At 63.0% G+C, this 8,148-nt stretch carries 10 protein-coding genes; 6 read left to right on the top strand and 4 right to left on the bottom strand.

The genetic code is table 11. From position 1 onward, the window contains the following. The 3 genes from L979_RS05825 to L979_RS05815 all read right to left on the bottom strand — a co-directional run. Window positions 1–276, bottom strand: a 276-nt coding sequence (locus L979_RS05825) for a 2Fe-2S iron-sulfur cluster-binding protein (RefSeq protein WP_047690348.1), incomplete at its 3' end; no start/stop codon positions are given. After that, window positions 276–563, bottom strand: coding sequence for a sarcosine oxidase subunit delta (locus L979_RS05820; protein WP_047690345.1), 288 nt, complete (start codon window positions 561–563; stop codon window positions 276–278). The genes L979_RS05820 and L979_RS05825, both read right to left, overlap by 1 nt. Before the next feature lie 61 nt (window positions 564–624). Continuing rightward, a complete protein-coding gene (locus tag L979_RS05815; protein ID WP_047690343.1) occupies window positions 625–1,842 on the bottom strand; it encodes a sarcosine oxidase subunit beta family protein in 1,218 nt (405 codons plus the stop codon). Window positions 1,843–1,984: 142 nt separating this feature from the next. Between L979_RS05815 and L979_RS05810 the strand changes: the two genes are divergently transcribed. Further along, on the top strand, window positions 1,985–2,668 hold the full coding sequence (locus tag L979_RS05810; protein WP_047690340.1) for a GntR family transcriptional regulator: 684 nt from the start codon (window positions 1,985–1,987) through the stop codon (window positions 2,666–2,668). Here L979_RS05810 and L979_RS05805 read toward each other — a convergent pair. Beyond that, entirely contained in the window at window positions 2,656–3,825 is a 1,170-nt protein-coding gene (locus tag L979_RS05805) for a heparan-alpha-glucosaminide N-acetyltransferase domain-containing protein (protein WP_052209563.1), read from the bottom strand. The two genes, L979_RS05810 and L979_RS05805, sit on opposite strands and share 13 nt — an antisense overlap. Before the next feature lie 58 nt (window positions 3,826–3,883). Between L979_RS05805 and L979_RS15010 the strand changes: the two genes are divergently transcribed. The 5 genes from L979_RS15010 (at window position 3,884) to L979_RS05780 (ending at window position 7,621) form a co-directional block, all read left to right on the top strand. Next, window positions 3,884–4,060, top strand: coding sequence for a DUF805 domain-containing protein (locus L979_RS15010; RefSeq protein ID WP_255349594.1), 177 nt, complete (start codon window positions 3,884–3,886; stop codon window positions 4,058–4,060). Between the two features lie 176 nt (window positions 4,061–4,236). After that, entirely contained in the window at window positions 4,237–5,370 is a 1,134-nt protein-coding gene (locus L979_RS05795; protein WP_047690333.1) for a PLP-dependent aspartate aminotransferase family protein, read from the top strand. Continuing rightward, on the top strand, window positions 5,351–6,223 hold the full coding sequence (locus L979_RS05790) for a transporter substrate-binding domain-containing protein (RefSeq protein WP_156125434.1): 873 nt from the start codon (window positions 5,351–5,353) through the stop codon (window positions 6,221–6,223). The genes L979_RS05795 and L979_RS05790 overlap by 20 nt, the downstream gene beginning before the upstream one ends. Further along, window positions 6,220–6,894 carry an amino acid ABC transporter permease gene (locus L979_RS05785; protein WP_047690330.1) on the top strand — a complete coding sequence of 225 codons (675 nt, stop codon included), beginning with the start codon at window positions 6,220–6,222 and terminating at the stop codon, window positions 6,892–6,894. The genes L979_RS05790 and L979_RS05785 overlap by 4 nt, the downstream gene beginning before the upstream one ends. Further along, window positions 6,887–7,621: an amino acid ABC transporter ATP-binding protein gene (locus tag L979_RS05780; RefSeq protein ID WP_047690327.1), complete on the top strand. Its 735-nt coding sequence runs from the start codon at window positions 6,887–6,889 to the stop codon at window positions 7,619–7,621. The genes L979_RS05785 and L979_RS05780 overlap by 8 nt, the downstream gene beginning before the upstream one ends. The last annotated feature ends 527 nt before the right edge of the window (window positions 7,622–8,148 follow it).

Here is an 8,148-nt window from a genome sequence, read left to right as displayed (position 1 = left end):
ATCCACGTCAACGTCATGGCGGGCCGTGACCTTCAGCAGTGCGTTGGGCTCCTCCACGCCGGCTGCCATGACACCGCGGGGGCGGCCCAGGTACATGGAGTCGGCGCAGGTGATCACTCCGTTGGCCAGCAGGGCGGAGGCCACGGTGTCCCCGGCATGGCCCTGGAACTGACGGCCATCCACAGTGAAGGACAAGCTCTGGTCACGGTTGATGCCGTGACCCGCTGCATTGCCTGCAGACAGGCGGTGTGACTGATTCGCGGACTGTGCCTGCATCACAATGCACCTCCGGTGCTCGGGCGCGGATCGGTGAGGCGGTAGACGGACTGGACCTTGTACGTGGCGGTGTCGCGCACCACGTTGAACCACTTGCGGCATCCGGCGGTGTGCACCCACCGCTCTGCCAACAGGCCCTTGGTGTTACGGCGGTAGAACAGGTACTCGCCCCACTCCTTGTCCGTCAGTGCAGCAGGGTCCTCCGGGTACGGCACGTGGGCTTCACCGCCGTAGTGGTACTCGGTTTCATCACGTGGCCCGCAGTAGGGGCATTCGATCAGCAACATGGTGGTCTCTTTCTGAGGGTGAGCGTCCGCAGGTGTTCGGCGTCGTTGATTCGGGTGAGCGTCAGTGGGCCACTGCGGCCGCGCCGTGCTCATCGATCAAGGCACCGGTTTCAAAACGCTCCAGGCTGAAGGGCGCGTTGAGCGGGTGCGGTTCATCCGTGGCAATGGTGTGGGCAAAGGCAAAGCCGGCGCCGGGAGTGCCCTTGAATCCGCCCGTACCCCAACCGCAGTTGACGTACATCTGGTCCACCGGCGTCTTGGAGACGATCGGGGAGGCATCCAGAGTGACGTCCACAATGCCGCCCCAGGTCCGCAGCACGTGCGCTCGGGCAAAAATGGGGAACAGTTCCACGGCCGCAGCCATCTGCTGTTCGATCACGTGGAAGGCACCGCGTTGGCCGTAGCCGTTGTAGGCATCAATACCGGCACCCATGACCAGCTCGCCCTTGTGCGCCTGGGAGACGTAGACATGCACGTGGTTGGACATCACCACGGTGGGGTGGACGGGTTCATGAAGTTCTGAGACCAACGCCTGCAGCGGGTGGGACTGGATGGGCAGCCGGAATCCGGCCATCTCCGCCAGGACCGAGGAGTGCCCCGCGCCGCACAGCGCCACCTTGCCGGCGTGAATGGTGCCGCGGGTGGTTTCCACTCCGGTCACACGGTCGCCCTCCTTGAGGAATCCCGTGATCTCACAGTTCTGGATGATGTCCACGCCCATTTCATCCGCCTTGCGGGCGAATGCCCAGGCGACGTGGTCATGCTTGGCGATCCCCGCACGCGGCTGATAGGTGGCACCCATGATGGGGTAACGGATGTCATCCCCGATGTTGATGATGGGGCACAGTTCCTTGACCTCTTGCGGGGAGAGCCACTCGGCATCCACGCCGTTGAGCTTGTTGGCGTTCACGCGCCGCACGCTCTCCCGGACGTCCCCCAGGGTGTGGGCCAGATTCATCACGCCGCGCTGGGAGAACAGGAAGTCGTACTCCAGCTCCTCCGGAAGGACCTCCCACAGCTTCAGCGACTTCTCATAGATGGCAGCCGATTCATCCCACAGGTAGTTGGAACGAATGATGGTGGTGTTGCGGGCCATGTTGCCGCCGGCCAGCCATCCACGCTCACACACCGCAATGTTGGTGATGCCGTGGTGCTTGGCCAGGTAGTAGGCCGTGGCCAGTCCGTGTCCACCACCACCCACAATCACGACGTCGTAGGAGGGCTTGGGATCCGGGTTACGCCACAGAAAGTCTGGGTGTTCCGGGAGCAGGTCAGCCATGGATGGCTCCGTTCGCAGCTCAGCGGCAATCCTGATACAGGACTGATATATCTGTTGTGCGGCCACGCTATGCTAGGGCTCGAATCGGTGTCAATGACCTTTTTCACCGTGACCTCAACAAGACCGGGAAGGAGTGGAGGGCATGACCGTTCAACCCGCCACCACGCAAGCCGCCACGGCACCACCAGGCCCTACGCGATCCCTGGCTGACCAGGCTTTTGAGCAGTTGCAGGACCGCCTGATCTTCCTGGACATCGCCCCCGGGGAGCCGGTCAACGAGGGCGAACTCTCCCGCGAGCTCGGCGTGGGACGCACCCCGCTGAGGGAGGCCCTCAAACGGCTGGAATCAGACCACCTGGTGATGACCTACGCACGGCGGGGAACCTTTGCCACACCCGTGGACATCACCGCGCTGTCTGAGATTTCTCAGGTCCGCCAGGTGCTTGAACCTCTTGCCGCAGGGTTGGCGGCGCAGATGCGTGGGGGGCGTCGTCGTGATGCTGTGGAGGCGTTGATCCAGGAACTGGAGTCCACGCCGCCAACTCCTGCGGACAGGGACCACGCGCTGCGCTGGGACCGGCGCATCCACCGGGAGATCTACGCCGCCGCCGGCAACAGCCACCTCCAGGCCACCTTGGAGCGGTACAACAATCTGGCCACACGGATCTGGTGTGTGGCCGCGGACCGGCTGCCCGTGATCCACCATCACATTGAGGTCCACGTAACTCTGCTGAGGGCCATTGTGGACGGCGATGCCGAGGCTGCAGCACAGACCATGTGCACCCATGTTCAGGAGTTTGAAACCCACATCCGTCAGGTGCTCTGAGCGTCCTTCAGGTGTTCGTGGGCCACGGATGGACTGGCCAGGAAGTGCAGCAAGGATTCCAGTGGACCACGCCCCACCAACAGCGCCCACAGGATGCACCCGGTGGTGATTCCCAAGGTCATGGGCCAGAACGGGTCCAGGGCGCGGAAGCCGTCCAGCGGATCAATCACCCAGCCCACCTCCGGGTTGGCCAGAATCCAGATTCCCCAAACCACCAGATGCGCCACGTAAGCGGTCAAGGGCATGGAGCCGAGTACGCGCATGGGCCACAGGAGCCACCGCACTGCCGTGCGACCGATCAGCACGCACAGGCCAATCACCGCCAGCGCGAACCCGCCCGATCCAACGGCCTCCCCCACCCCTGAGGAATGCGGAAAACTCTGAACCACGGACAGTGCCCACAGCCGCGTACCCGGGGGCAGGTATTCACCGTGGGTTTCCACCACGGCATTTCCCGCAGGCCCCACCACCCCGTATCCAACGACGGCGGCCACCGCACCGCCCGCCGCCATCACCAGTGTGCGGGTGGTTGAGTGCGCCACCGCCCGGCCGGCCACCAGGCCGGCGGCCACAAATGCCACCCAGAGAACGAACGGGTAGTTCCACCCCAATGCATTGAACACAGCTTCTGCGGCCGAGTCCGGAACGGGCGGACCATGGCGGTTGATGAAAGCCACCAGAAAGGGTGCAGTGACGGCTACCAGCAGTGAGGTGGCCAGCAACCATCGTGTGGACCACGTGAGCATGATCGCACCGATCAAGAGCAGAACACCGTAGGCGGGCAGCACGATGTAGACAGGGATCTCAAAAGCAAGCAGCCCCAACCCGATGGCCCAGATGACCACCGCGCGGATGGCGATGGAGGTTCGCGCACCTGCCTGAATCCCGGGCGCTTGTGAGGCGGACCGGGCCAACAGCCCCAATGACACTCCAGCCAAGGTGGCAAACAGGATGGAGGAACGGCCCTCCACCACCCCCAGCCAGGTTCCGGGGTCAGCCCAGACGAGTTCCGGGACCACCATCAGATGTGCTGCAAACATGCCCAGAACCGCCAAACCGCGGGCAAGGTCAATGCCTGGCTCACGGCGTGGTTGCTCCAGACGGCGAACATTGCGACTCAGGTGTGCCGCCAGGCTGGGCGCGGATGGTGGGGACATTGCCGCCGATTCTGCCGGTTCCACCTGGTGACGGGCTGATGGGTGGGGTATCGGCCTGTTGCACATGATCCCCTTCATCAAGACCTCCGTGAGGCGCCTGCACGACGCCGGACTGTCCGGGTGGTTGTTGGTGATCGCAGTGATTCCCGTGCTGGGGCCGGCCATTCTTCTGGTCCTGCTGGCCAAGCGTTCAGCGCCACTGGACCCGGAACTTGCGCACCTGGGTTACGACTGAGAGGACGACAAACGCTTTGCTGTCCCCTTCACGAGCCACCGGCTCCCAGCCAACTGAAACCGGGCGTCACAAAACCTATGTGCCGCGCCACAGTCTGCTGACCAACGGACTATTCATGTGGCCCGGGTTGGTTGTAGGGACAAGAATCAGGTCCCCACCACCAATCAGGAGCAACAGTGCCCGGCTTCAACACCCGCGTGATTCATGCGCTGCACGGCAACCATCTGGACGCCGTCGTGCCACCGATCCACACCGCATCCACCTTCCTGCAGCCCACCGAGGGCGGCGAGGGTGAGTTCGAGTACCAGCGCGGCTCCAACCCCACGCGCACGGATGCGGAGACCACGCTGGCTGCCCTGGAGGGCGCCGAGCACGCGTTCGCTTTCTCCACCGGCATGGCTGCCACGGCCTCCGTTCTGGGCATGCTGGCCTCCGGTGATGAGGTCATCATGGGCCTGCCGGTGTACGGCGGTAACTACCGCTGGGCCAGCATTGAGCTGCCCAAGCGCGGGGTGACCACCACTTTTGTTCCGGATCTGAACCAACTCACGGATGAGCACTTCACGGACGCCGTCAAGATGGTGTTCCTGGAGACCCCCACCAACCCCACGCTGCGGGTGGCGGAGATCCGCCGCATCGCCGATCTGGCGCACTCCCACGGCGCCCTGGTGGTGGTGGACAACACCTTCCTGACCCCGTACCTGCAGCGGCCCCTGGAGTTGGGGGCCGATCTGACCGTGCAGTCCGCCACCAAGTACCTGGGCGGCCACGGGGACCTGTTGGCCGGCGTGGTGGCCACCAACGACGACGACCTTGCCGCCACCGTGGCGCAGTCGCAGGTCATTCTGGGCGGGGTGCTCTCCCCCATTGATTCCTACCGACTGCTGCAGAACGTGAAGACTTTGGGTCTGCGCCTGGACCGCCAGCAGGAGAACACCCGGAAGATCGTGGCGGCCCTGCGTGAGCACCCGTCCGTGGCGCGTGTGGTGGAGCCTGGCTCTTTCAACGAGGAGGAAACTCGCATCCAGTCCGAGCAGGCCACCGGCAACGGTGCCGTGTTCGCGTTTGAGCTGACCCAGGACAAGGACATTCGAGCCTTCCTGGCCGAACTGAAAGTGTTCGGCTTTGCCGTGAGCCTGGGCGGCATCGAGTCCCTGATCTGCCTGCCCGCTCACATGACCCACGGTGCTTACTCGGATGAAGACCGCGCCCTGGCCCAGATTCCGGAGAACCTGCTGCGCGTGGCCGTGGGCATCGAGGAAGCTGAAGACCTGATTGAGGATCTGACTCATGCGATCGATCCAGCCTGACCGTCCTTCCGCCGCCCGGGCGCGCCTGAACTCCCCCGTTACTCGGCGTGCAGCGCTGGGTGGCTTGGGATTGGGTGGATTGTCCCTGGCGTTGGCAGCGTGCTCGGGTGGGGACGGTTCGACGTCGTCGTCAGCGGTTCAGGGTGATGAACTGGAGAAGATCCGTGCGGCCGGGGAAATCCGGATTGGCATGGAGGGGACATTCCAGCCGTACGGTTACCACGATTCCACCGGTGAACTGGTGGGATTCGAAAAGGAAATCGCGGACCTGGTGGCAGCCGATCTGGGCGTTAAGCCGGTGTATGTGGAAACCCAGTGGGATTCGCTGATTGCAGGCGTTGACGTGGGCAGATATGACATTGTGATCAACAACATTGCACCCACGGACGCCCGCCGGGAGGTCTTTGACTTCTCCATCCCCTATGCCATCAGTGAGGGCAAAGTGGGGGTCTCCGGTGATTCCCCGTTGCAGTCCGTGGATGAAATCCCGGACCACTCGGCAGCACAGACGGAAACCTCCAACTTTGGCCAGGAAATGGCCAAGGCAGGAGCCAATCTTGTTCCCGTGACGGGCTTTGACGAGGCCATCATGCTGGTCTCCTTTGACCGTGTGGACATGACCGGCAATGACTACGTGACCTTTGAAGCGTTCTTCCAACAGCGCCCTGACGTTGACATCCGCCTGCTGGACGGCACCCTTGGGGACCCCGCTGAATCCGCAATCCTGATGGCCAAGGGGCAGGACAGCCTCAAGGCCGCCATTGACGAATCCCTCCGCACCCACATGGACAACGGCGATCTGGCGCGCATTTACCAGAAGTACGTTTCTCTTGACCTCACCCCGGAATCATGACTGAACTTTTCTCACTCTGGGCAGAGTCACTGCCCCAACTGCTGCTGGCCACCATCACGGTGACCATCCCGTTGAGCATCATTGCTTTCATCCTGGCGTTGGTGGTGGCTGTGTTGGCCACCACCATGCGAATGGGGCGGGTCAAACCGCTGCAGTGGATCTCCCGCTTTTACGTGTGGCTGTTCCGCGGCACGCCCATCCTGGTGCAGTTGTTCATCATTTTTTACGGGCTGCCCGCCATTGGGATCACGTTGTCCGCGTGGACCTCGGCCATCATTGCGTTCACGTTGAACACCGGCGCCTATGCCGCGGAAACGTTGCGTGCTTCCGTGCAGTCCATTCCGCGGGGGCAGATTGAGGCCGCCAAGACCTTGAACTACACCGGCTGGCAGATGCTGCGCCACGTGATTGCCCCGCAGGCTCTGCGCATTGCGCTGCCGCCGCTGGGCAATGACCTGATTGACCTGGTCAAGGGCACATCCTTGGTCATGGTGATCACCCTGGCTGACGTGTTCCAGGTGGGCCGCCAGATTGCTGCCACCACCTTCCAGCCGCTGGCCCTCTACATGGAGGTGGCCGCCATTTACCTGCTGCTGTTCACCATCTTGTCCGTGCTCCAGTCCCGCCTGGAGAAGGTCTCCAACCGTTACGTCAGGAGCACCAATGCTTGAGTTGAAGAACGTTTCCAAGGCTTACGGGGACAACACTGTTCTGAACAACGTGTCCCTGAACCTCCCGGACGGTCAGACCACCGTGATCTTGGGCCCTTCCGGTTCCGGCAAGTCCACGCTGCTGCGGTTCATGAACCTGCTGGAGGTTCCGGAGACCGGTGCCCTGACGGTCAACGGTGACTCCGTGTCGTTTGGCCAGCGGCTCACCGATGCACAGATCCGCTCCGTTCGCCAGCACTCGGCCATGGTGTTCCAGGGCTACAACCTATTCCCAAACCAGACCGTGCTGGGCAACGTCAGCCTGCCGCCGGTGCTCAACGGCAAGATCTCCAAGGATGAGGCCCGTACCCGCGCACAGTCCTACCTGGACCGCGTGGGCATGGGCGACCGCCTGGAGGAGTACCCGGACAACCTCTCCGGTGGGCAGCAGCAACGTGTGGCCATCGCCCGCGCGTTGGCCGTTGAACCGGACTTCCTGCTGTTCGACGAACCCACTTCCGCCCTGGACCCCGAACTGGCTGCTGAGGTCACCCGCGTGATGGTGGACCTTGCCCAGGAAGGCCGCTCCCTGGTGGTGGTCACCCACAACATCGAGTTCGCCCGCACCGTGGCGCAGCGCGTGATCTTCCTTGCCGACGGCGGCATTGGTTTCGACGGCGCCCCGGAGGACTTCTTTGCCTCCGACTCCGAACGGATCCAGAGGTATCTGAGCACGTACGGGGGCTGATGGCGGGGCGGCCTACAGGGTGGGCTCATGAAGAGGGTTCACATTCACGAGGCGGAAGCGCGCCTATGTGAGCTCCTGGCCGAAGTTGAACGTTGAGAGTCCGTCTTGATCGCCAGGGGCTCGGGGACCATCGCGCGCCTGGTACCTGCTGAGTCCGATCGACGTGAGCTGGGCTTCAGTTCCTTCGTGATGCCGGCCAGCTTCTTCGACGATCTGCCTGACGATCAGTTGGCTGCATGGGATGGCGACTGAGCGGTTCAGCAGCTACCCCTCAGTTGTTGGTCAAGGGGCGCAAGGCAGGGTGCTGAAAGAGTGCTTCCGGACCGTGAGTTGCGGCTACGGCTGCCACCGCAGCGGTCGGTACAGGTGGCCCAATGAGCATCATGGGTTGACTGCCGTCGAACTCCAACACCAAGTTCCAATGAACGATGTCTGGATACATTGACGAGATCGCCCCGTACCAGAAGCGGCCCTTCCCAAATGAGTGTGGGTAAGGGCCCAAGCGGGGTGCGTGTCACGGGGGTCGG

The sequence above is a fragment of the Kocuria sp. ZOR0020 genome (assembly GCF_000800955.1).
Taxonomy (GTDB): domain Bacteria; phylum Actinomycetota; class Actinomycetes; order Actinomycetales; family Micrococcaceae; genus Kocuria; species Kocuria subflava.
Note: the sequence above shows the minus strand (reverse complement) of the source record. Positions and strands in the feature narration are given on the sequence as shown.

Bases quoted from the DNA above. Each gene is read 5' to 3' on its own strand.
- L979_RS05820 (WP_047690345.1), bottom strand. From the start codon at position 563: ATGTTGCTGATCGAATGCCCCTACTGCGGGCCACGTGATGAAACCGAG.
- L979_RS05815 (WP_047690343.1), bottom strand. From the start codon at position 1,842: ATGGCTGACCTGCTCCCGGAACACCCAGACTTTCTGTGGCGTAACCCG.
- L979_RS05810 (WP_047690340.1), top strand. From the start codon at position 1,985: ATGACCGTTCAACCCGCCACCACGCAAGCCGCCACGGCACCACCAGGC.
- L979_RS05805 (WP_052209563.1), bottom strand. From the start codon at position 3,825: ATGTCCCCACCATCCGCGCCCAGCCTGGCGGCACACCTGAGTCGCAAT.
- L979_RS05790 (WP_156125434.1), top strand. From the start codon at position 5,351: ATGCGATCGATCCAGCCTGACCGTCCTTCCGCCGCCCGGGCGCGCCTG.
- L979_RS05785 (WP_047690330.1), top strand. From the start codon at position 6,220: ATGACTGAACTTTTCTCACTCTGGGCAGAGTCACTGCCCCAACTGCTG.
- L979_RS05780 (WP_047690327.1), top strand. From the start codon at position 6,887: ATGCTTGAGTTGAAGAACGTTTCCAAGGCTTACGGGGACAACACTGTT.